General features: G+C 64.4%; 21 protein-coding genes. 4 read left to right on the top strand and 17 right to left on the bottom strand.

The features are described from left to right. Nucleotides 1-195: 195 nt before the first annotated feature. The gene (gene dacB / locus ABIE32_RS00005; protein ID WP_429013589.1) at nucleotides 196-1,674 is read right to left on the bottom strand and encodes a D-alanyl-D-alanine carboxypeptidase/D-alanyl-D-alanine endopeptidase; all 1,479 of its coding nucleotides are present in this window, start codon (nucleotides 1,672-1,674) and stop codon (nucleotides 196-198) included. Between the two features lie 317 nt (nucleotides 1,675-1,991). On the opposite strand from dacB, the gene tsaB reads away from it, so the two are divergent. The 4 genes from tsaB (at nucleotide 1,992) to corA (ending at nucleotide 5,349) form a co-directional block, all read left to right on the top strand. After that, a complete protein-coding gene (tsaB, locus tag ABIE32_RS00010; RefSeq protein ID WP_429012551.1) occupies nucleotides 1,992-2,720 on the top strand; it encodes a tRNA (adenosine(37)-N6)-threonylcarbamoyltransferase complex dimerization subunit type 1 TsaB in 729 nt (242 codons plus the stop codon). Continuing rightward, on the top strand, nucleotides 2,717-3,217 hold the full coding sequence (rimI, locus tag ABIE32_RS00015; RefSeq protein ID WP_429012554.1) for a ribosomal protein S18-alanine N-acetyltransferase: 501 nt from the start codon (nucleotides 2,717-2,719) through the stop codon (nucleotides 3,215-3,217). The genes tsaB and rimI overlap by 4 nt, the downstream gene beginning before the upstream one ends. 5 nt (nucleotides 3,218-3,222) lie before the next feature. Further along, nucleotides 3,223-4,104: a uracil-DNA glycosylase family protein gene (locus tag ABIE32_RS00020; RefSeq protein WP_429012556.1), complete on the top strand. Its 882-nt coding sequence runs from the start codon at nucleotides 3,223-3,225 to the stop codon at nucleotides 4,102-4,104. A gap of 258 nt (nucleotides 4,105-4,362) precedes the next feature. Beyond that, the gene (gene corA / locus ABIE32_RS00025; protein ID WP_184704263.1) at nucleotides 4,363-5,349 is read left to right on the top strand and encodes a magnesium/cobalt transporter CorA; all 987 of its coding nucleotides are present in this window, start codon (nucleotides 4,363-4,365) and stop codon (nucleotides 5,347-5,349) included. A gap of 105 nt (nucleotides 5,350-5,454) precedes the next feature. Here corA and ABIE32_RS00030 read toward each other — a convergent pair whose 3' ends face one another. The 16 genes from ABIE32_RS00030 to ABIE32_RS00105 form a co-directional block, all read right to left on the bottom strand. Next, on the bottom strand, nucleotides 5,455-6,720 hold the full coding sequence (locus tag ABIE32_RS00030; RefSeq protein ID WP_429012560.1) for an MFS transporter: 1,266 nt from the start codon (nucleotides 6,718-6,720) through the stop codon (nucleotides 5,455-5,457). An 86-nt stretch (nucleotides 6,721-6,806) separates the two neighbouring features. After that, nucleotides 6,807-7,862: a porin gene (locus ABIE32_RS00035; RefSeq protein WP_224150530.1), complete on the bottom strand. Its 1,056-nt coding sequence runs from the start codon at nucleotides 7,860-7,862 to the stop codon at nucleotides 6,807-6,809. Between the two features lie 24 nt (nucleotides 7,863-7,886). Next, nucleotides 7,887-8,846 (bottom strand): PDR/VanB family oxidoreductase, encoded by a 960-nt coding sequence (locus ABIE32_RS00040; RefSeq protein ID WP_429012562.1) that lies wholly within the window; start codon nucleotides 8,844-8,846, stop codon nucleotides 7,887-7,889. Next, complete coding sequence (locus ABIE32_RS00045; protein WP_429012564.1) at nucleotides 8,843-9,868, bottom strand: Rieske 2Fe-2S domain-containing protein; 1,026 nt, start codon at nucleotides 9,866-9,868, stop codon at nucleotides 8,843-8,845. Before ABIE32_RS00045 ends, ABIE32_RS00040 begins: the two co-directional genes overlap by 4 nt. A 19-nt stretch (nucleotides 9,869-9,887) precedes the next feature. Further along, complete coding sequence (locus tag ABIE32_RS00050) at nucleotides 9,888-10,109, bottom strand: recombinase-like helix-turn-helix domain-containing protein (RefSeq protein ID WP_184704273.1); 222 nt, start codon at nucleotides 10,107-10,109, stop codon at nucleotides 9,888-9,890. A 24-nt stretch (nucleotides 10,110-10,133) separates the two neighbouring features. Next, the gene (locus ABIE32_RS00055; RefSeq protein WP_429012568.1) at nucleotides 10,134-11,108 is read right to left on the bottom strand and encodes a Bug family tripartite tricarboxylate transporter substrate binding protein; all 975 of its coding nucleotides are present in this window, start codon (nucleotides 11,106-11,108) and stop codon (nucleotides 10,134-10,136) included. Nucleotides 11,109-11,160: 52 nt separating this feature from the next. Beyond that, nucleotides 11,161-12,141 (bottom strand): Bug family tripartite tricarboxylate transporter substrate binding protein, encoded by a 981-nt coding sequence (locus ABIE32_RS00060; protein WP_429012571.1) that lies wholly within the window; start codon nucleotides 12,139-12,141, stop codon nucleotides 11,161-11,163. A gap of 38 nt (nucleotides 12,142-12,179) precedes the next feature. After that, nucleotides 12,180-13,142, bottom strand: a complete 963-nt coding sequence (locus ABIE32_RS00065; protein ID WP_429012574.1) for a VOC family protein — start codon at nucleotides 13,140-13,142, stop codon at nucleotides 12,180-12,182. A 171-nt stretch (nucleotides 13,143-13,313) separates the two neighbouring features. Then, nucleotides 13,314-14,789 (bottom strand): aldehyde dehydrogenase, encoded by a 1,476-nt coding sequence (locus ABIE32_RS00070; RefSeq protein ID WP_429012575.1) that lies wholly within the window; start codon nucleotides 14,787-14,789, stop codon nucleotides 13,314-13,316. A gap of 18 nt (nucleotides 14,790-14,807) precedes the next feature. Next, nucleotides 14,808-15,605 (bottom strand): aspartate dehydrogenase, encoded by a 798-nt coding sequence (locus tag ABIE32_RS00075; RefSeq protein ID WP_429012577.1) that lies wholly within the window; start codon nucleotides 15,603-15,605, stop codon nucleotides 14,808-14,810. Nucleotides 15,606-15,644: 39 nt separating this feature from the next. Beyond that, entirely contained in the window at nucleotides 15,645-17,339 is a 1,695-nt protein-coding gene (locus ABIE32_RS00080) for a thiamine pyrophosphate-binding protein (protein ID WP_429012579.1), read from the bottom strand. Nucleotides 17,340-17,496: 157 nt separating this feature from the next. Continuing rightward, entirely contained in the window at nucleotides 17,497-18,306 is an 810-nt protein-coding gene (locus ABIE32_RS00085) for an SDR family oxidoreductase (protein WP_429012582.1), read from the bottom strand. 13 nt (nucleotides 18,307-18,319) lie between these two features. Then, entirely contained in the window at nucleotides 18,320-19,156 is an 837-nt protein-coding gene (locus ABIE32_RS00090; protein ID WP_395023798.1) for an IclR family transcriptional regulator, read from the bottom strand. Nucleotides 19,157-19,171: 15 nt separating this feature from the next. Continuing rightward, complete coding sequence (locus ABIE32_RS00095) at nucleotides 19,172-20,050, bottom strand: alpha/beta fold hydrolase (protein ID WP_429012586.1); 879 nt, start codon at nucleotides 20,048-20,050, stop codon at nucleotides 19,172-19,174. A gap of 18 nt (nucleotides 20,051-20,068) precedes the next feature. After that, nucleotides 20,069-20,599 carry a cupin domain-containing protein gene (locus ABIE32_RS00100; RefSeq protein ID WP_395023796.1) on the bottom strand — a complete coding sequence of 177 codons (531 nt, stop codon included), beginning with the start codon at nucleotides 20,597-20,599 and terminating at the stop codon, nucleotides 20,069-20,071. Between the two features lie 16 nt (nucleotides 20,600-20,615). Beyond that, nucleotides 20,616-21,392, bottom strand: a complete 777-nt coding sequence (locus ABIE32_RS00105) for an SDR family oxidoreductase (RefSeq protein ID WP_429012588.1) — start codon at nucleotides 21,390-21,392, stop codon at nucleotides 20,616-20,618. Nucleotides 21,393-21,443 lie beyond the last annotated feature (51 nt).

Consider the following 21,443-nt stretch of genomic DNA (forward strand, 5'->3'; position numbering starts at 1 on the left):
TCCAGTTTGTGGTGCGGTACTTGCGCCGACCCCAGTTCGTCTCACTCATCATCCGAGCCTACTACCGCTGCGGCCCGGATTTGTGCAACAAAGCCATCTGCTCACAACGCCAGGCCATTCGGTACAGCTTCGATACAACCGAACAGCTTGGAAGTACTTCAGTTAATAACGCTGGCACCTATCCAACCCATACCCTCACTGCGCCGCCACCCAATCAATCAGCGCATCCCAGGCTGGGCGCGCTGCAGGGGCGTTGTCGCTGTTGGCGAGGGCTACCACCACCCAGCGGCGGCCGTTGGCGCCGTTGACGTAGCCTGCAATGGCTGAGGCGTCGCGCAAGGTGCCGGTCTTGAGGTGGGCGCCGCCTACGGCGCTCGATTTGCTCTTTTTCATGGTGCCATCCACACCCACGATGGGCATGGAGGCCATCAGCTCGGGCATGACGTTGCTGGTCCAGGCGACGGACAGCATTTTGGCCAGCCCCCCTGCGGTAACGCGCGCATCGCGCGAGAGGCCTGCGCCGTTGTCCACCGTGGGTTGGCTCATGCCGCCCATGCGCTCGCTCCACCACTGGGCCACAGCTTGGCGGCCGCCTTCAAAAGTGCCGACTCCGGCGCGCTGCTTGCCCAGGGTGAGGAAGACCTGTTGCGCCATGACGTTGTTGCTGTATTTGTTGATGTCGCGCACCACCTCGGTGAGGCTGGGCGAATCAAAGCGCATCAGCGGCGCGGCGCCCTGCGGCGCAGTGCCAAAGCGCACCTGGCCGGTGATCTTGCCACCGGCCTCGCGCCACATGCCTTCGAACACACGGGGTGCAAAGCTTTCGGGGGCTGCGGGCGCAACGGACCAGCTGTTTTCCTCGCAGGCTGCGGGGTAGCCGCCTGCGAACTGGATCTGGCCTGCAACGGCAAAATTGGCCTTGAGCGCGGCGCGCCAGTTGCCGCAGCCGCCCTTGGTGTTCACCAGCGGCACGGTGGCCGGCAGGTTCATGTTGGCAATGGCGGGCTCGTAGGCGATGCGCGCCACGCCTGCAGCGGCGTCCGGCATGAAGCTCATGGTCATCGATTTGTAGTTGACCAGCAGGGCATCGGGCACTGCGTTGTAGGGGCGGAAGGGTTCGTTGTCAAAGTAGGCCGGGTCGATGGGTGGCAGCTGAAACGCGCTGCGGTCCAGCACCACGTCGCCCACGACGACCTTGACGCCGCGATCCTGCAGGCGGCGTTGCATCAGCCACAGGCGCTCCATCACCAGCTTGGGGTCGCCCGATCCCTGGATGTAGAGGTTGCCATTCAACGCTCCCTTGGCAATGCTGCCATCGGTGCTGACGGAGGTATCCCAGGTGTAGGCGGGGCCCAGCAGCTCCAGCGCGGCAAAGGTGGTGACCAGTTTCATCACCGATGCGGGGTTGCGCTGTACGTCGCTGCGCACATCCAGCAAGGGGCGCTGGGTGCCACTGGCGTCCATCACCACCACCGATACGGAATCGGGTGCCAGTTTGCCGCGTTGTAGCGCGGCCTCGACCTCAGCAGGCAGACGACCCGTGGCAATGGTGCTGGCAGGCTGCACGGGAGCTGCAGGCACAGACTGTGCAACCGGTGCGCGAACGGCAGGAGAGGGATTGGGCGCCACCTGCACTGCCCCTGCCGCAGGCGTTGTGCGCTCGGCGCCTTGCATGGCAGGGGTCTGCGCGCAGGCCACCTGGCCGAGCGCAATCATGGCAATGGCAATGGATTGCAGCCATGGGCGGCTGCCATTGCTGGTGCTGTCTGCGAAAGAAGGGGTTGAGCGGAGGGGTGTCTCGGTACGAACCTGGTGTTGCATTGTTCCGGCTATCAGTTGGCTATGCTGCAGTTCTGTTGCATCGCAGCAGTCTATCCGCTATGCCCAAGCCCAGCGTGCAGCCTTGGCTTTGCCGCGATAATGCCCCGTTGCCTGCCTTTGTGCCTGCAGGCCTGCCTTGTGGCGCCCCGGTTGATGGCGCCTCCCTCCCCATGAATCTGCTTGCCCTCGATACCAGTACCGACACCCTTTCCATCGCCGTGGCGCGTGGCAGCCAGCGTTGGCTGCACAGCGGTGCAGGTGGCGCGCAGTCGTCAAGCCAGTTGCTGCCCGCCGTGCGTGCGCTGATGGCAAAGGCAGGCCTTGTCTTTACTGAGCTGGAGGCCATCGTGTTTGGCCGGGGCCCGGGCTCGTTCACCGGGCTGCGCACGGCCTGCGCCATCAGCCAGGGCCTGGCGTTTGCCGCCAGCAGCCAGGGTCGGCAGGTGCCGGTGCTACCGGTGGATACCTTGATGGTGGTCGCCGAAGAGGCCCGCCTGCAGCATGGCTGCTCGCAGGTGCTGGCATGCCTTGACGCCCGAATGGACGAGGTCTACAGCGCCGCCTATGCCTACGCAGACGCGCAATGGCTGCTGCAGACCGAGTTGACTGTTGGCCCACCGCAGGATGTGCTGGCGATTTGCGGCTTTACGGTGGCGGGCAATGCCCAGGCGCCGTATGGTGACCGGCTGCTGCCCGCGCTACCACATGTGCATGCCATGCCCACTGCCAGCGCCCTGCTGAACCTGGCGCCTGCCCTGCTTGCCCAGGGGCATGCAGTGGCGGCGCAGGATGCGCTGCCGCTCTATATCCGCGACAAGGTCGCCAAAACCACGGCAGAGCGCGAGGCCATCAAGGCCAACCAGCAGGCCGTGTCCGAACAGGCAGCGCCCCAGGCATGACGCCAGGTACGAAACTGGCAATGGACAGGCCGCCCGCACCACAGTTGCACTGGTCTGCGCTGCAGATCGACCACCTCGATGCCCTGCTGGCTGTCGAGAACCAGTGCTACAGCCACCCATGGACCCGGGGCAACTTCATCGATTCGATGGCCATGGGCTATGGCATCCAGCTGCTGTGGATCGATTCCCAGCTGGTGGGCTACTTTGTTGCGATGCAGGGTGTAGACGAGGTGCATCTGCTCAACATCACCGTCAACCCGCGCCACCAGCACCAGGGCTGGGCCAAGGTGTTGCTGGAGCAGCTCAAAAGCTGGGCCGCCAGCGTACGCGCCGGCACCATCTGGCTGGAGGTGCGCAAAGGCAACGTCCGCGCGCAGCAGATATACCTGCGTTTCGGTTTTGAGGCCGTGGGGCTGCGCAAGGGTTACTATCCGGTGTCTCACCTGGAGCGCGAAGACGCCGTGGTGATGCGCTACCTGTTGCCTGTTTCCGCCTGATCCGTATGAGCCTGAACCTGGATACCCGCCAACGCGCCATGCTGCAAGAGATGGGCCACCCGCTGTGGTGGCCCGAGTCTGCCGCGCCTGCGGCGGCCCCAGTCGCCGAGGTGGCTCACCCACCGGCAGCGCCTGCGCAGGTTTCAGAGAAAAAACAGCTTCTGGCACCCAACCAGAGCGCGCCAGTAGCTCCTGAAAGCAAAGCAGATCAGCCTCTTGCAATCCCTTCGGGTGCAGAAGCCCCTTTTCCAGCCCTTGCAGAGCCCGCCCCCGCGCCGCGCCCTGCCCGCACTGCGGCAGCCTCCTCTGTTGCGCCTGCGGCACCTATTGCACCGGCGGCGCAGGCCATGCCAGAAGATTTTCCGCGTGTGCGCTTTGCGCTGCGCGCACCGGTGCTGCTGGATCTGCGAGAGGCCAAGTTGCAGACAGAACCCGCCCCCGCCAGCAGCCAACCCGCCTGGCTGGTGGTGGCCGAGCTGCCCGAGGGTACGCCGCCACAGGGCAAGGCGGGCCAGCTGGTCATCAACATGCTGCGCGCCATGCGCCTGACTGACGCCCCCGTGTACTGGGTGCCGCTGGCACGCCTGGCCCCAGGGCAGGATGCCAGCCAAGGCGACGAAGGACAGGAGCCGCCCAGCCACAGCATCGACGCGCTGGTGCAGGACACGGGGGCCGCGATGGCGCTCGTACTGGGTCTGCCCGCCGCCCGTCACCTGCTGGGCGGGGAGCAGCCATTCTCCCGCCTGCGCCAGCAGGTGCACCAGGTGGGTGCGGGCCGGTTGCCTGCGGTGGTCACCTACGACCCCTCGCATCTGCTGCGCGTACCCAAGGCCAAGGGCGAGACCTGGGCCGACCTGTGCCTGGCGCTGGCCCACGCAGGCCGCTGAAACCTGCCACCGCTCCATGCCTTCGCCATGCCGTGGGGCCATGGCAACGCAGGCGCCCGGGCAGGCTGCTGTAATTGCGCACCGTCGTACGCGGACCATGCTGCAGTGCCATAATGGCGCCCATTCCATCAATCGGAGCAATCTCCTTGGATCCCTACCCTAGTTGGTAGCTTCCACCCTGGCCGCGCGTTGTTGCACAAGGGTTGGAAGCGCCCCATTCCCCCTTTTGCAGACCAAAAACAACAAGGAAGTGAGCCTATGCTCAACATCTTTACGCTCGCCAATGGCCGCCTGGTGCAGGAAGAGATCGAGTCGCTGCAAGACCTTGCGCGCTTTCAGCCGATCTGGGTCGATCTGGAATCGCCTACGCTGGAAGAAAAGCGCTGGGTCAAACAGCACTACGGCCTGTCCATCCCCGAAGATGCGATGGACCAGGACATTGAGGAGTCTGCACGCTTCTACGAAGAAGACAATGGCGACCTGCACATTCGCAGCGACTTTCTGATTGATGACGACGAAGACCCGCGCAGCGTGCGTGTGGCCTTCATCATGAACCTGAACAACGCCGCCTTCAAAAGCTATGGCGTGCTGTTCTCCATCCACGACGAGGATGTGCCTGTGTTTCGCCTGCTGCGCCTGCGCGCGCGCCGCGCGCCGGGGCTCATCGAGGACAGCAAGGACGTTCTGCTCAAGCTGTTTGACGCCGATGCTGAATACTCGGCCGACACGCTCGAAGGCATTTACGACGACCTGGAAAAAGTCAGCACCCAGGTACTGGCCGGCAATGTGACCGACACCCACGCAAGTGAAGTGCTGTCGGCCATCGCCCGCCAGGAAGACTTGAACGGCCGCATCCGCCGCAATGTGATGGACACGCGCCGCGCGGTCAGCTTCATGATGCGCAGCAAGATGCTCAACTCCGACCAGTTCGAGGATGCGCGCCAGATCCTGCGCGACATCGAATCGCTGGACAACCACACCGCCTTCCTGTTCGACAAGATCAACTTCCTGATGGATGCCACCGTCGGTTTCATCAACATCAACCAGAACAAGATCATCAAGATCTTCTCGGTGGCCAGCGTCGCCCTGCTGCCCCCTACGCTGATCGCCAGTGTCTACGGCATGAATTTCAAGTACATGCCTGAAGTGGACTGGGAATACGGCTATGCCTACGGCATCTTGCTGATGGTGTGCAGCGCACTCATACCCATGCTGTACTTCCGCAAGCGCGGCTGGCTGAAATAGCGGTTGCTATAAAAAAAGATGCTTGAAGCGCTCACTGTACAAGCACTTCAAGCATGAATCACCTTGGAATCGACGAAGAATGAGCGCCATGCGCTCATTTTTTTATCACTGCGGCGTAGCGTGGCGCTCCCGCACCCACAGAATGATGCCGCACAGCATCACCACCGCCTGCGTACCGATGAGCGCAGCAAAACCTGCAAAGAAGCCTGCGCCCATGCCGCCACTGGCCGACAGTGCACCGATCACGGCGCCCATGATGGCCGGCATGAAGCCCGCCACCAGGCTGCCCGCGCCATTGACCACGCCATACGCACTGGCAATGTGCTCAGGCCGCGCACAGTACTGCACGGTGCTCGGAATGGCCGGGCTCATGAGCCCCCAGCAGAAATTGGCGGCAATCAGGCAATAGGCAGCCGCATAGCGGTCCTCCATATGGATGGCCAGCCACACGGCGGCAGCCACGCCGATGCTTCCGAACACGAAGATCAGCGGTACCTGGCGCCGCGCAATGCGGTCGATGATCATGCCGCCCACAAAAACCGCAGCCACGCTGGCGTATTGCGGCAGCGAAGCCAGCCAGCCCATCTCGCGCATCGAAAAGCCGCGCGACTCCTTCAGGTACGCAGGCAGCCAGTTGCTGCTGCCCCATAGGTAGGACAGAAAGGCTGCCGTCAGAATGGTGATGAGCCACAGATAGCGCGTATGCATGGCGCCACGCACGATGGTGCCGACCTGGCCCACGGCCTGGCCCAGCGACTGCGGCTTGGGCATGCCGGTTTCCACCTTGGGCATGCGCACGAAGGCCCAGACCAGCGGAATGCCGAGCAGCACATTGATGAGGCCCAGCACATGAAAGGACGTTTCCCAATCGTGCCCCGCCACGAGGTAGCCCACCAGCGGATATCCCACGGCCAGCCCCACCCCGGTTCCCATGTTGACCAGCGAATTGGGCTTGCCATTCTCGCGGCTCTCGAAATGCGCCTTGATGTAGCTGCCTGCCAGCGAGAACAGCGGCCCCTCCGACACGCCCAGCAGAATGCGCGATGCCAGCAGCAGCCCGTAGCTGCTCATTGCAGGCGACAGAAAGGTCACCACACCCCACAGCAGCAACCCGCCAATCAGGCTGCGACGCACGCCGAACAGCGCCGCGCAGAAAGGCGTGAGCACCAGCGATGACACCCCGTACCCCACCATGAATGCGGTAGCAAGCAGCCCCTGGCGCGTACGGTCATCCGTCGTCAGACCGATGTGCGAGAGGAAATCGCGGTCCGTGATCAGAACCGAGATATTGATCCGGTCCACATAAGAGATGGCAACGATCACGAACAGCGTGATCACGCCCCACCAGCGCATTGAACGGGAGTCATTCATGGTGCGACTTTCCTAAGAGATAAAAGAGCACGCCCGCGCCAGCCCCTGCGCTCAGGCAAGGGCGGCGCATAGGGCACGGCCCGCGATCAGAAGAAGTGGCGGATGCCCAGCTCCATGCCGGTGGATTTGCCGCCCATGGTGGAGCCCGTGGCGCTCAGGCCCTGCACGCCGATGGCGCGGCTCGATCCGTCCTTGTTCTTGAGATAGGCCAGCGTGCCGTAGACCTGCGTACGCTTGGAGAAGTTGTAGCCGTACCCCACGGCAATCTTGTTCCAGTCCGCATTGCTGCCTGACGTGTTGTAGTGGCCCACAGAGGCGCGCAACTCGCCATTGCCCAGCGGTGCCGTGGCGCCCAGTTGCAGCGCCGTCACCTTCAGCGAGCCACGCTTTTCGCTGGCCCACAACAGCATCGGCTTGACCATGCCCAGGTCGTAGCTCAGGCCAATATTGCTAGCGGTGATATTGTTGTCAGAGCTATCGCCGTAGTAACGGCCAATCGCCAGCGCGCCGTTGAAGGCCCCTTGCCGGTAGCCTGCGCGCAGGCCACGGTAGTCGCCCTGGTTCTTGTTGGGCTCGCTCTTGGTGTGTTCGCCAAATGCCACCTGGGCCTGACCGTAGAACCCGCCCAGGTTGGGTGGCAGAAAGTAGCTGACCGCATTGCTGATCTGGATCGGCGCGCCACCCGTGGCGGTGCCGGAGCCCGGAATGCCCAGAATGGTGAATGCCCCCGTGCCGCCCACGCCATTGGTAAGGAATGGATCGAAGATCAGCGTGCTCAGAAAGGTGGCGGAATCGTCGCGACCCAGGCGCAGCTCGCCAAAGTTGCCCAGCAAGCTGACGGTGGAGCGGCGGTTGAAACCCAGGCCGCTGGTGCCCGCAGCCTTGCCTGCGCCAGTGTCGGAATCGAGGCCCGCCTCCAGCCAGAAGCCCGCCTTCAGGTCGCCTCCCAGGTCTTCGGTGCCCCGAAAGCCCAGGCGGCTGATGTTGGCGCCGCCCGTGGCAAGGCCTACCTTGCTGGATGAGCCCGAGCCCGAAAGCCGGGTGACATTGGTGTCGATGACCCCGAAGATCTCGACCTTGGATTGGGCTGCAGCTGCCCCTGCCAGGCTGGCCAGGCCAGCGGCAATCACGATTTTTTTCATGGTGTCGTCTCTCTTTGTGTGTCGTTAAAGATCCAGAACCAGCGTCTCGCTCTTGCACCCGGAGACGCAGACCATCATCACCTTGTTGCTCGCCTTCTCCTTGGGGCTGAGCACCGAGTCGCGGTGATCGGGAACGCCTTCGAGCACGCGTGTCTCGCAGGAGCCGCAGACACCTTCGCAGCAGCTGTGGTCGACATCGACGCCAGCCTCCAGCAAGGTGTCCAGCAGTGATTTCTCGGGCGTGATTTCGATGAAGCGCCCACTGCGCTTGAGCTCCACCGTGTAGTTGGCGAGGGCATCGGTCGATGCCTTGACCTCCACCGGCGTGAAACGTTCGATGTGGGCGTTGGCGTGACCCAGCTCGCCGCAGAACTTCTCGAAGGCATCGAGCATCGGCGTCGGACCGCAGGCGTAGTGGTGCAAGCCCGCATCGGGCACACGCTGCGCCAGCAGGCCACGCAGATCGGGCGGGCCACCCGCCTCGGCATCGAAATGCAGATGCAGCGGCATGCCCAAGGCCTGTAGCTCGGCGAGGAAAGCCGCGCTCTTGCGCTCACGCGCAAAGTACAGCATCTCGAACGAGCGGCCCTGGCTGTGGAGCCTGCGCGCCATGCACAGCATCGGCGTGATACCGATGCCACCAGCCACCAGCACCGAATGCGCTGCACCTTCGTCGAGAGCGAAATGGTTGCGCGGCTCGGAGATGGTGATGGGCAAACCCACGCGCAGCGCCTCATGCACACAGCGCGATCCGCCACGGCTGGCACGGTCGCGCAGCACGCCCACCACATAGCGGTGGCGCTCGCTGCTGTCGTTGGAGAGCGAATAGCTGCGCACCAGCCCGTTGGGCAGGTGCAGGTCGATGTGCGAGCCCGCCGTGAAAGCCGGAAACTCGCCACCATCCACCGGGCGCAACTCCACGCTGATGGTGTCCAGGGCCTCGAAGCGCAACGTGTGCACGAAGGCCTGCAAGGTGCTGCTCATGGTGCGGCGCTTCCCTCAAGCTGCTCCTGGGCGAGGCTGCGCAGGCGGCGACGCAGGCGCACCAGGCCGATATCGTGCTGGTACAGGTTTTCACGCTCGTTGGCGTCAAACTCCATCTGCTCCATCATCACGCGGTCCTGCTCCAGCACCGCCCAGTGGCGTGCTTCCAGGCGGTTGCGGTACAGAAAGCGCCAGGTGTCGCGCATCCAGCCCTGCACCCGGCGGCACCGCCAGAAGAACACTGCACACAGCTCGGGGCTGATGGGCGTGACGCAGCCGATGATGGCAAAGTTGCCGCCGGGCCCGCCGGTCTTGGGATACGGGATCTCCAGGCGCATCCAGTGCATGTCGGTCTCGCCCCACTCGGTCCAGTCGAAATTCACGCCGCGCTGGCCTGCCTTCTCGAAGATAAAGCCGATATCGGTATCGCGCACCTGGAACGTGGCCTTGCTATCGCCTTCGGACATGGAGTGCGACTGCTTGTGCAGGAAGGTGCCATGCATCGGATCCATGACGTTGTCGATGGCATAGCGGTAATCCGCACGCCATTCGGCATAGCACAGAAAGTTCGAATACTCGGGCGAGGTCAGCTCCTCCGGCATGGAGAACGCGGGTGGCGTGTCCACATGCTTGTCGCTGTTGAAGAGGAAGATGGCGCCGTGCGCTTCGTGCACATGAAAATCCAGCGCGGCGCGCGAACCCTCCAGCTTGCAGCCGGGGCTGCCGGGCACCTTGGTCACCGTGCCGTCGCAGCGCACTTCCACACCGTGGTAGGGACAGGCCAGCCGGTCGCCCAGGATCACCCCTTGCGACAGCGGCGCGCCCCGGTGCGGGCAATGGTCTTCCAGCGCATGCACCTGGCCTGCGGCATCGCGCCACAGCGCGATCTTGTAGCCGAAGCGGCGCAGCGAGATAGGCTTGTCCTGCACGAAATCAGACGGGCAGACGGGGTACCAGAGGTTGCCCAGGCCTTTGGTGAGCAAGCGATCCACAGGATCGATGGCGATGGTTTGTACGTTCATGGAGTGCTCCTTTCCTGCTTCAGTGGCCCAGGCGCGCCATCAGGGCGCCAAAGCTCTGCTCCGTCCAGGCTTCGCCGTTCTCTCCGGCGGGGCCGCTGCGGTTGATGTAGGCCACCAGCTCGGGCAGCGTCTGCACACCTTCGCCAAAGGCGCGCTCGATCGCATCGCCCAGCAGGTCTTCAAACAGGGTTGCAGGGCGCTGGCGTGCCTGGTGCGGTTCAAGGTATCGGTCAACAGCCATGGTGGGGTCTCCTTCTAAAACGGTTCACTCGGCCTGAATGCCAAGGTCTTTGATGAGCTTGCCAAAGCGGTCGTAGTCGGCCGCATTGGTTTTCTCGAGCCGGGCCGCATCGCCGCCCGCAGGCAGTGCGCCGAAGGTGGCCATCTTGGTCGCCACTTCCGGCATCTTCAGGATTTCGTTGAGGTGGGTGTTCAGCAGCTTCACGGTCTCGGCAGACATGCCCTTGGGGCCGAAGAGGCCTTGCCAGGCGGTCACTTCCACGTTTTTGACACCCAGCTCGGCCAGCGTGGGCACGTTGGGCGCCAGCGGGCTGCGCTGGGCGTCGGCCACCGCCAGCACATTCGCCTTGGTGCCTGCGTAGGGAGCAATCGGCCCCCAGGTCATGAAGGTTGCAGGCACATGGCCGCCGATCAGGTCGTTGACGGCAGGTGCCACGCCCTTGTAGGGCACATGCGCGAGCTTGACGCCAGCCGCCTTGTTGAACATTTCACCGAGGATGTGCATGGGCGAGCCACTGCCGGGGCTGGCATAGGTCAGCTCGCTCTTGCGGGCCTGGGTGGTCAGGCTTGTCAGATCCTTGATGCCCGAGGCCTGGCTGGTGGCGACGAACAGCGGCTGCACGCTGGTCTGCACCACAGGCACGAAGCCACGCAGCACGTCGTAGCTTGATCCGGCCGAAGTCTTGAGCACGAATTGCGCAATCGAGAAGGTGCTGGGCGCAAGCAGCAGCGTATAGCCATCGGGCGCTGCCTTGGCCACATGCACTGCGCCGATGGTGCCACTGGCACCGGGCCGGTTCTCCACCACCACGGGCTGGCCAAGCCGCTGCGAAAGCTTGTCGGCATACAGGCGTGCCATGGCATCGGTGTCACCGCCGGCCGGGTAGGCCACAACGATGGTGATGGGCTTGCTCGGGTAGGCTTGGGCCATGGCGCTGCCGGCAACAGTGGTGGCCAGCAGGGCGACGGCCAGGCAAATCTGGCGGCGTGAGGTTTTCATGGTGGGCTCTTGTGGTGGTGGGTGGTGGTTTGGCGGGCTGCTCGCTATCCGTCTATTGCGCCTCGATCCCGCGGCTTTTGATGATGGGCGCCCAGGCCGCCGTCTCCGTGCGGATCAGTTCACCGAATTTCTGGCCTTCCACGATCCAGACACCGAGGCCCTGCTTTTGCAGTTGCGCCTTGCTTGCCGGGTCGTTGAAGATCTGTGCGATGTCGTGCTGCAACTGGGCCAGCACGGGTGCTGGCGTACCCTTGGGCGCCATCACGCCGTACCAGGACGACAGCGCAACACCCTTGACGCCAGCCTCTGCCAGCGTGGGCACATCGGGCAGCTCGGGTGTACGTTGCGCGTCGGTGATGGCCAGCACGCGCAGCTTGCCCGACTGGATGTGCGGCAGCAGCGTGGGCAGGTTGCCGATGATCATCGGCACAGTGCCTCCCATCACATCGTTCAGCCCCTGGGGCGTGCCCTTGTAGGCCACGTGCAGAAAATCGGCACCCGCCTGCTGCCCGAACAACTCGCCTGCCAGGTGCAGGCTGCTGCCCACCCCGGGTGAGGCATAGCTCACGGTCCCTGGCTTGCTCTTGGCCAGCGCGATGAGCTCTGCAACGCTCTTCGCCGGTACGGCCTGGTTCACGGCAATCACGTTGGCGGTGCGCGCGAGCGAGGCCACCGGCACGAAGTCGCCTTCCACGCTGTAGTGCAGCTTGGGCATCAGCGTGGGGTTGATCGTGAGGTTGCCCTGCGGCACCACCAGCAGCGTATGGCCATCGGCCTTGGCACGCCGGGCCGCCTCGATGCCGATATTGCCGTTGGCGCCGGTACGGTTGTCCACAATGGAAACCTGTTTGTACTGTGCGGCGAGACCATTTGACAGCATGCGCGCCAGTGTGTCGATCGGCCCTCCGGGTGGAAACGGCGCAATGATGGTGAACTGCCCCGCCGCCAACGCCTGGCGGGCGTCTTGCGCCTGCGCCGGGGCAACAGGCAGTGCAGCGGCTGCGGCCAGTGCCAGCAGCGTGGGGATAAGCATGCGTCGTTGCATCGCGTTGAACTCCGTATCGGATGGGATCAGTGGCGCTTGTCGGTCAGAAACTTGCCGTCAGCACCGCCCACGCCCTTCTGGCGCCGGGTATTGCCGTCCAGACCGCCATCAATCGCCCATTCGGCAAACACCGTAGGGCCTGGCTCGAAATCGCGCGGCTGCCAGTCGGCCGTCAGTTGGTCCTCGTCGGCGTAGTACTCGACCAGCGCACCGGCCGGGTTCTTGAAGTACCAGAAATAGGCAGACGACACCGGGTGCCGCCCCGGGCCGAGCTGGGTGTCCCAGCCGCAGCGCGAGATATGCATGCCGCCACCAAAGACCTCGTGGATGTCGCGCACGGTGAAGGCCACATGGTTCAAGCCGGCGTGCTTATCGGGGCGCTGCAGCAGAAAAATGTCGTGGTGGCCACCATCGGGTGCGGTGCGCAGGAAAGCGCCGCGCTCGGGGTAGCGGTCCGAGGCCGCAAAACCGAAGTTGTCCACATAGAAGCGCTCGCAGGCCTGAACGTCCTTGACGAAGAACACCACATGGCCTACTTCGATAGGCTGGGCACGCTCGTAGGCCGGGCTGGCCTGGTCGATGCGCCCCTTGCGGCTCCAGGTGTTGTACTCGGCGCTTTGCACCTCCACATCGCGTTTTTTCGTGATCTGCAGGCGCACAGCCAAGCCATTGGGGTCGGTGCAACCGATGCGCTCGCCCTGCTTCACAAAGCCCGGCAGCTGTGCGATGCGGCTTTCGTAGAGCGCGAGATCGGCAGCACTCTCCACGCCCCAGACCACCTCGCGCAGCGTGGGGCCTGCTTCGATGGCGGGCGGCAGATCAGGGTGGTCGGTGGCGGCCACGATCACGCGGCAGCCGTTCAGTGTCTCGAACACCAGCCGGTCGGCTTGCTCGGCAACCAGATTCAGTCCCCAGTCGATAAAGAACTGGCGGCTGGCCACCAGGTCGCCTGCGCCGTAGCTGATTTCGTCAATGCCCAGTACGCTCATAAAAAATCCTTTCTTTACCCGATCACGCGCCACGCGCTGCCCACATCGCCTGCAACCGGCGCGGCCCATCGGCGGACGCCAAGCAAGGGCCGCCCCGCAGCGAAGGTGTCGTCCTCCTCCCGCACAGCGAGAGAGGGAGAAGGCGCGAAGCGACTGAGGGAGGGATGCATCTCAATTGGCCCAGCCCAGAGGGGATTCGTTCAGGCCCCAGTACAGACTTTTTTGCTCCATGTACTGCTGGATACCCAGGCGGCCCTTCTCGCGGCCCAGGCCGCTGTCGCGCCAGCCGCCAAACGGTGTGGAAATGGAGAACTGCTTGTAGGTGTTGATCCACACGGTGCCGGCCTGCACCGCACGGCCGATGCGCCACGCGGCCTTGTAGTCACGCGTCCAGATGCCAGCAGCCAGCGCGTAGACGCTGTCATTGGCCTGCTCCAGCAGCGATTCCTCGTTGTCGAAGGGCATGGCCACGAGCACGGGGCCAAAGATTTCCTGCTGGCAGATCTGCCAGTCGTTCTGCACGCCTTCGAGGATGGTGGGGCGGTAGTAGTAGCCGCGCTCATACAGCGCACCTTCGGGGCGGTGGCCGCCAGTGCGCAACTGCCCGCCTTCGGACAGGCCCAGCTGCACATAGCTCTCGATGGATTCACGGTGCTTGGCGGTGATCAGCGGGCCCATCTGGGTGCGCTCATCGGCCGGGTCACCCACACGCAGCTGAGCGGCCTTGGCAGTGAGGCGATCCATGAAATCGCCATAGAGCTTGCGTGCCACGAACAGGCGCGAGCCGGCGATGCATGATTCGCCCGACGAGCTGAAGATGCCGTAGAGCACGCCGTTGACGGCATGGTCGAGGTCGGCGTCTTCCAGCACCATGGTGGCCGATTTGCCGCCCAGCTCCAGCGAGACGGGCATCATCTTGTCGGCCGCAATGCGGGCAATGTGCTTGCCGGTGGAGGTACCGCCGGTGAACGACACGCGCTTGACCAACGGGTGCTTGGTGATGGCATCGCCGATCACCGAGCCGCGCCCGGGCAACACACTGACGATACCCTTCGGAACACCGGCCTCCTCACAGATTCTGGCCAGCTCCAGCGCCAGGAGCGGCGTGGCTTCGGCGGGCTTGACGACCACGGCATTGCCAGCCGCCAGCGCGGGGGCAAGCTTTTGCGCTTCACTCGCGATGGGCGAATTCCACGGTGTGATGGCAGCGACCACACCCATGGGCTCGTAGACGCTCATGGTCATGCAATCGCCACGTTGCGGCGTGATCGCCTCCTCCATGGTTTCGCAGGCAGCGGCAAAGTACTGGAAGGTACCGGCAGCGCTGGCCACCAGGGCTCGCGTTTCGTTGATGGGCTTGCCGTTGTCGAGGCGCTGCAGTTGGGCCAGCGGCTCGGCGCGCTCGCGAATCAGTTGGGCCACACGGTGCAGCACAGCGGCACGCTCGTGGGGCTTCTTCTGTGCCCAGCCACTGGTGCGGAAGGCGTGGTCCGCCTTCTGGATGGCCTCTTCCACATCGTGCAGGCTGGGAGCGCGCAAGCGGCCCACGACTTCGCCGGTGGCAGGGTAGAGCGAGGCGGATTCGTCGCCGCCACCCAGACGCCATTCGCCGCCGATGTTGATGGGGAGCAGTTCAAGATTCGACATGATGAAACTCTTTCGTTGTCAGATCACCAGCGGTGCCACCTTGCCGCGCAGCGCGCGCACCGCGCTGAACACGGTCAGGGCCGAGGTCTTGGGGTTGGCCGCCAGCGGCTGGTTACGCATGGTCAACTCGAAGCTGCCAAAGGCGCCTGCGGCTTCGACCTGGTGCAGGTTCTCGCGAACGGCCGGGTCGGCAATCAGACGCACCGTGGTGCGGTCCAGCCCCAGGCCTGCCAGCGACACGGTGGCTGCCACATTGGCGTTCTTCGGAAACTGCGCAGCCGCCTCGCGGGCAGTGCCTTCGAAGATCACCGTCTCTGCAGTCAGGGCGTCCAGATCACGCCCTTGCTCGGCCGGTGTGCCCTTCCAGGCGTGTGGCGGCTTGCGGCCGGTGTAACGCACCGTGGAAAGGCCGCCGATGCGGGCTGCAGCCAGTGCATCGATACCGCCAATGGCACCGGCAATCAGTTGCACCTGCGTGCGGCCTTCACGGGCAGCGGCCTCCAGTTGCTCAGGCAGGCCAGCTGCCGACAGCGCCCCCACCGAAGCCACGATGCACGGCACGCCTCGGCGCAATGCAGGCAGCACATGCTGCTCGATGGCGGCGTGGCCTGCGGCCTCCACCACCAGATCAATGCCACCTGTCGGCACGGCTTGCGTTACCTGCGCACCCGACGCCAGGCGCTGGGCCACGGCACGCGCGGCCTCGGCTCCCTCAGCCGGTACCACGATGGCGGCAACCTGCAGGCCGGCATCGTCCTTCACCAGTTCCAGCAAGGCGGTGCCAATGGCGCCGCAGCCGATCAGAGCAATCTGCATGGTGTGGGTCCTTCTGGTTTTCTCAGGTCTTGTCAGTTCTCACTGGGTCTTGGTCGCCGGAATCTGGTCCAGCTTGTTCACCGGCGGGCCGGAGAACGTGGTCTTGAAGCCGCCGATGGAGCGCATGTCGATCTCCAGCAGGAAAGGCCCCTTTTTGCTCCATGCCGACTCCAGCACGGCAGGCAGTTCATCGAGGTTTTGCACCCGGGCATGGGGCAAATGGATCGATGCGCACAGCTGTGCATAGTCGGGCGTATGCAGCTCCACATAGCAGCGGCGGCCGCCGTAGGAGGCGTCCTGGATGTTCTGGATCACGCCGTAGCGCTGGTCGTTCATCAGCACGATCAGCGTGTCGCACTCTTCCTGCACCAGCGTGGCAAGTTCCCCCAGGTTCAGGATGAAGCCCCCATCGCCCGCCAGGCCCAGCGTCTTGCGGCCCGAGCCGCTTTGCGCTGCACCGATGGCCGCGCCAATGGCCATGGGCATGCCCATGCCAATGCCGCCGCCCGTGGCGTGCACGCCAGCGTTGGGCTCGAAAAAGCGCAGTTCGCGGTTGCCCCAGGTGCTGTTGGAGACAGTCACATCACGCACCCAGTTGAAATTGCGGCCCACCACCTGCTGCAGCTGTTGCACCAAGGCGCTGTAGGGGCCCAGGCCATCGCGCATGGTGGCAACAACCTCGTTGTGCACCTGACGCAGATCAGCCAGCAGCTCGGGATCGGCCCGGTAGCCGCGCGCCTCCAGGCGGTTGGCCAGACCGTTCAGCGCCAGGGCTGAGTCGCCGCAGACAAAACCGTCGTCGATGTAGCAGCGGCCCTGCTGGGCAGCGTCCACATCGATGCGCAACAGCGGGCGCGGCAGCTGGAGTTCATACTTCAGCGTCTCGTTGCTGCGCAGGCGTGTGCCCACGGCCAGCATGGCATCGCAGCGCTGGTAAAAGGCTTCGACAGGTTTTTGGATGTTGTAGGCGCCCAGCGAGGCCGGATCGTCTTCAGGCACAATGCCGCGCCCCTGACCCGTGCTGACAATGCCAAAGCCCATGGCCTTGAGGCGTCGCACGGCAGCACCGGCATGGCGTGCACCACCACCCAGCCACAGCAGCGGGCGGCGGGCCTGCGCCAGCGTGTCGGCCAGCGCGTCCAGCGCAGTCTCGCTCGGCGCCAGAACTGCCACCGGCAGCGGCGACCAGTCGGCAGGCATATCGATCACGCTTTGCTGGATGTCGATGGGAATCTCGACACTCACCGGCCCGGTGGGTGCGGTCATCGCGGCCTGTACGGCTGCTTTCAAGGTGGACAGGCAGGTTTCGGCGCTGCGCACCCGAAATGCCGCCTTGGAGACGGCACCCAGCATGGTGAGCTGGTCTGGCGCCTCGTGGATGTACGACAGCTTCTGGTCGAGGTACTGGGTCTCGATCTGGCCGGTGATGTGCAGCAACGGTGTGCCTGCGGTGTAGGCCTCCACCAGGCTGCCGGCGATATTGCCTGCTGCCGGGCCGGTGCTGGTGATGCACACGCCCAGACTGGAAGTGGAACGGGCACAGGCGTCCGCCATGTTGCCAGCGCCCGCCTCGCCACGCGCCATCACGAAGCGCACCTTGCCGCGCGCGAACATCGCGTCGAGGATCGGCATGTTGTGGATGGAAATCACCCCGAACGCAGCCTTCACGCCGCAGTGCTCGAGAAATTCGGCAACGGCGGCGCCGACGGTGATTTGTGGTGCGGTAGATGTCATGGTCTTGTCAGATCCGTATTAGTGATAGCAGGCGCTGCGCATGCCACCGGCGCAGTTCATCGGTGGGACGCCAAGCAAGGGCCGCCCCGCAGCGAGGGCGTCGTCTCCCTCCCGCGAAGCGAGAGAGGGGGAAGCGGCGTCAGCCGCACAGGGGGTGTTACGCATGTCTGGAAAGACCTCCGGAAACATCGATATGGCTGCCCGTCGTGTATGACGACAGGGGGCTGGCAAGAAAAGTGATGGCCTGCGCGGCCTCACGGGGCAGGCCCAGGCGTGCCAGCGGAATGGACTTTTTGGCGGCGAGTGCGCCGGTCCAGGCAGCCCAGTCCTGCGACTTGTCTTCGCGCGCCTCGAAGCGGCGGCGCCATTGACCCGACTCGATCAGGCCTACCAGGATGCCGTTGACGCGCACGCCCTGCGGGGCAAATTCGGTGGCCATGGAACGCACCAGGTTCTTGAGGCCAGCACGCGCCGCCGATGTAGCCACCATGTGCGGCTCGGGCTGGGAAGCCAGCAGCGAATTCACGCAGACGATGGCGGCGTCGCGCCCTTGGGCCGATTGCTGCTGCAACTGGGGCAGAAAGGCCCGCGTGGGATGGATGACCGAGAAGAATTTCAGGTGCAGTTCCTGGCTCCAGGCTTCGTCAGTGGTGTCGGCAAAGGTCGACACACGGCCCTGGCCCGCGTTGTTGATCAGGATGCTTGCCGTGCCCAGGGCCTGCTGCGCCTGGGCCGCAAAGCGCTGTACGTCTTCTGCGTTCAGCACATCGCAGACGGCAGCCAACAGGCGGGCCTGGGGGTGGCGCGCGCGCAGCGCAGCCTCGGCGGTGCGCAGGCGCTCCTCATTGCGCCCACAGAAAGCCACGGCCGCGCCGTGCTGGAGCAGCAGCTCCACCGTCGCCAGGCCGATGCCGGACGATCCGCCGGTGACGACCGCCACCACATCCTTGATCTGGAAAGCACTCATTTGCAAAATTCCTTCAATGCCCTGGCATGGACAGAACCCGTGCACCGGCCTGGGGCTCACGGCGGTAGTTCAGCAAGCCCGACAGCTCGTCGGCTGCTGCGCACACACGCTCGGCAACGCCCGCTGCCTTGGCTTGGCCTGCATGCGGTGACGGGATCGTGGAGCCCAGCGCTGCCACGATGCGGCCGCTGTGGTCGCGCACGGGCGCCGCAACGGTGGAGATCGAGGTTTCGTAAAAGCCTTCGCCGAAGACGTAGCCGCGCTCGCGGTCGGCCTCGATCAGGTTGAACAGATCGAGCGCAGTCCGGGGGGTATTGGGCGAGAAGGCTTCCAGATGCTCTTCGGGGTAGAGCGCGCGCAGTTCAGCCAGCGAGAAGTCCAGCAGCAGCACACGGCCGAATACCGTGCCATGCGCCGCCAGCCGGGTGCCTACGTGCACGGCGCTAGCCAGCGGCCTTGGCGGCGTGACCTTGGCGACATAGACAATCGATCGGTTGTCCCGCACCACGATATTGCAGGGGTAGCTGATTTCGTCACACAGGCGGGCGATGACGGGCTGGCCCAGCTCCGTCAGCTCCAGCGATGACAGGTACTCGAAACCCAGGCGCAGCACGGCCATGCCCAGACGGTATTCGGTACCGCCGTCGATGCGCTCCAGAAAACCCATGCCTTCCAGCGTGTTGAGCATGCGGAACACCGTTGCGCGAGGCAGCTCAAGTCGGCGCGCCAGCTCGGGAGCCCCCAGGGTGCGGCTGTCGCGGCCAAACTCCTGCAGCAGGCGCAAGCCACGCTCCAGCGCTGGCACCACATACTTTTCAGAGCCGGTTTCGGAAGGGTTGGTCTGTGTCATTGCGGTATTCCTGGTTCAAAGTAAGAAGGCTCTATCTTCGATCCATTCGGCCACTGCGCCGGGCTTTTCAACCGGGCTGGCATGGCCTGCATCAGCGATGCTGGAAAAAGGCACCTGCCAGGCCTGCGCCCAGCGGCGGCAGGCGGCGGGGGTGGTGACCACGTCGTGCTCGCCACAGGCGATATGCACGGGTACGGGCAGCGGTGCATGCCTGCCCAGGTCGCTGTCGCACAGCATGTTTACGGCCTGGCGGTAACCGCCTTCGTGCATGCGCGATGTGCTCCGGCGCACCCATTCGCGTGCCAGCGCGTCAGCGCCGGGGCTTAGCAGGCGTTGGTCGATCCGTTGTGCGAGCCCCGCTACGCCCAGCCTGCCAAGCGATGCATTGCGCTCGCCGCGCACCTTCTCGCGGGCAGCGATTTCATGCGATCCATAGCCGCCTGCGGGGCTGAGCAATAGCACGCCTGCCAGCGCCTGGGGTGCGTATTGCACAGCGCAAGCTGTTGCCATCAGCGCACCCAGCGAATGGCCAACCAATACCACTGGGCCCTGCACATCTGCGGCCAGCCAGGCGCCCAGGCGGGCGGCATAGTCGGTATCACGTGGATGGGTCTGCGGCAGGGCGCTGCTCGCACCGTAGCCCGGCGCATCCCAGGCCAGCACACGCCAGTCAGGCCGTAGCGCCAATGCCACATCCAGCCATGAGGCCGCCGAAGAGCTGATGCCATGCAACAGCACCACGGTCTGAGCGGCACCACCGGCTGCCGGGCGCTCGCGCACAGCCAGTTGCGCGCCATCGGGCAGCGCTACCATGCGCTGCGCGAACTGCGATTCCAGCTGCAGCTCCTTGCGCATGAGCGCTTCGCTCCAGGGGATGGCGGTGTCGGTGGTCATGGTGCAGGCCCTGCTGTATCAGCGCTTGATCTTGGCGAGCGGGTGGTCAGCCGGATAGGTCGGCGTGATCGGCTTCTTGGCGCCCAGCATCACGCACATCAGCGCATCTTCATCGCCGATGTTGATCTCTTCGCGGTACACGCCAGGGGGCACCGAGATCACGTCACGGTCGGTCATCACCGTCTCGAAGCGCTCGCCCTCGGGCGTGGTCAGCACCACCTTGAGCTTGCCGCGCATCAGGAAGAACACCTCTTCCACATCCACATGGATATGCGGCGGGCCTTCATTGCCTGCGGGGATCACCATCGTGGAGAAGGTGAAGTGCTCGGACGGGATGGTGTTGCTGTCGGTGGCAACACCGGTGCCGCCGGTGCCGATGTAGCGCATCTGGCCACGGCGGTACTTGGGGTCGAAGTCGGCCTGGAACTTCAGTGCATCAAAATCGTACTTGCGGGTGGAAAAACGCGCGATGCGGGTCTCCATCCAGTCCTTGAGGCTTGCGCCTTCGGGACGTGCCCAGGTGCGGGGTGTATTTTGCTGTTCGCTCATGGTTCGCTCCTTGCGGTTAATTCATGACAAAGCCGCCGTTGACGGCAAGAACCTGGCCCGTGACGAAGCGCGCCCCGTCCGACATGGCATAGACCACAGCGCCAGCCACGTCCTCGGGCATCTGTTCGCGCTGCAGCGCGCGCTGGTCGATGTAGAGCCGGTGGCGCGCCTCGGGCACGTACTGCGTGGCCTCCACCAGCACCAGGCCCGGCGCCACCGCATTGACCGTGATGCCGTCGGCGCCCATCTCGCGCGCCATGGCATGCGTCATCGCAATCACTGCACCCTTGCTGGCCACATAGGCCATGAGGTTGGGCGCACCCCACAGCGCGGTGTCGGAGGCCAGATGCACCACAGCGCCGCGGCCGCTTTCACGCAAGGCGGGGCGGCATGCACGGGTCATCAGCCAGGTGCCGCGCACATTCACAGTCATCACCTGATCCCACTTGGCCAGCTCGATGTCATCCATGCCCTTGCCACCGGAATCGGTCACAGCCGCGTTGTTGACCAGGCCGTCCAGCCCGCCCAGCTCGCGCACCGCCTGCTCCGCGCATTGCTGCACCGAAGCTGGATCAGACACATCGACGCGGATGCCAACGGCAGAAAAGCCGCGCCCCTGCAACGCAGCCACCGATTGCGGCAGCAGATCTTCACGCAGATCGGCCAGCGCCACATGGGCGCCGTGCTCGCACAAGGCCTGGGCAAAAGCAAAGCCGAGACCACGCGCGGCACCGGTCACCAGAATGCGGCGGCCTTGCAATTGGCCAATCTGTGGCATGGGTGTGAGATTCATGATTCGTTTCACCTAAGAAACAATGATTAATTCCTGAAACAACGCAAGTGT

It is taken from the genome of Comamonas sp. 4034 (genome assembly GCF_050434545.1).
In the GTDB taxonomy this organism is placed as follows: Bacteria; Pseudomonadota; Gammaproteobacteria; order Burkholderiales; family Burkholderiaceae_C; genus Comamonas; species Comamonas odontotermitis.